This is a genomic window from Sphingorhabdus sp., from assembly GCF_046292425.1.
Taxonomy (GTDB): Bacteria; Pseudomonadota; Alphaproteobacteria; order Sphingomonadales; family Sphingomonadaceae; genus Sphingorhabdus_B.
On record NZ_JBKBQV010000115.1, the window covers coordinates 1 to 575 of the forward strand.

Here is a 575-nt window from a genome sequence, read left to right on the forward strand (position 1 = left end):
GCGCCCGAAGAGTGCACCTTCGTCGCCGAAAGCGGCCTCACCGCCCGCGCCGACCTCGACGCGATGGCCGAACGGGGCGTGCGCTGTTTCCTGATCGGCGAGTCGCTGATGCGGCAGGACGATGTCGAGGCGGCGACGCGGGCGATGATCGGCTAACCTCCCTTCCGCTTGCAGCGGCGGGCACTTCTTCTCCCCTCCCGCTTGCGGGAGGGGTCGGGGGAGGGCATGTCAAACCAATGTCCGCCCCCGAGAACACGCCCTCCCCTAACCCCTCCCGCGAGCGGGAGGGGAATTTGACCCATCTCGACGACACCGGCGCGGCGCGCATGGTTGATGTCGGCGGGAAGGCCGAGACGCAGCGCACCGCCGTCGCCACCGGCCGCATCACCATGTCGGCCGAGGCCGCGACCGCGATCCGCGACGGGCTGGTCAAGAAGGGTGATGTCCTAGCAGTTGCGCGCATTGCCGGGATCATGGCGGCGAAGAAGACCAGCGAGCTGATCCCGCTCTGCCACCCGCTCGCACTGAGCAAGGTCACCCTCGACCTCGCCCCCGATGACGGCGGCGTCACCGCC

Annotated in this window: 1 protein-coding gene and 1 pseudogene; both read left to right on the top strand. The window is 69.6% G+C overall.

Annotation, left to right across the window (positions count from 1 at the left end; translation table 11 throughout):
- A pseudogene (locus ACK4S7_RS13165) lies at positions 1 to 156 on the top strand (indole-3-glycerol-phosphate synthase TrpC); the annotation flags it as partial.
- A gap of 80 nt (positions 157 to 236) precedes the next feature.
- Positions 237 to 575, top strand: a 339-nt coding sequence (locus tag ACK4S7_RS13170; RefSeq protein WP_409647713.1) for a cyclic pyranopterin monophosphate synthase MoaC, incomplete at its 3' end; no start/stop codon positions are given.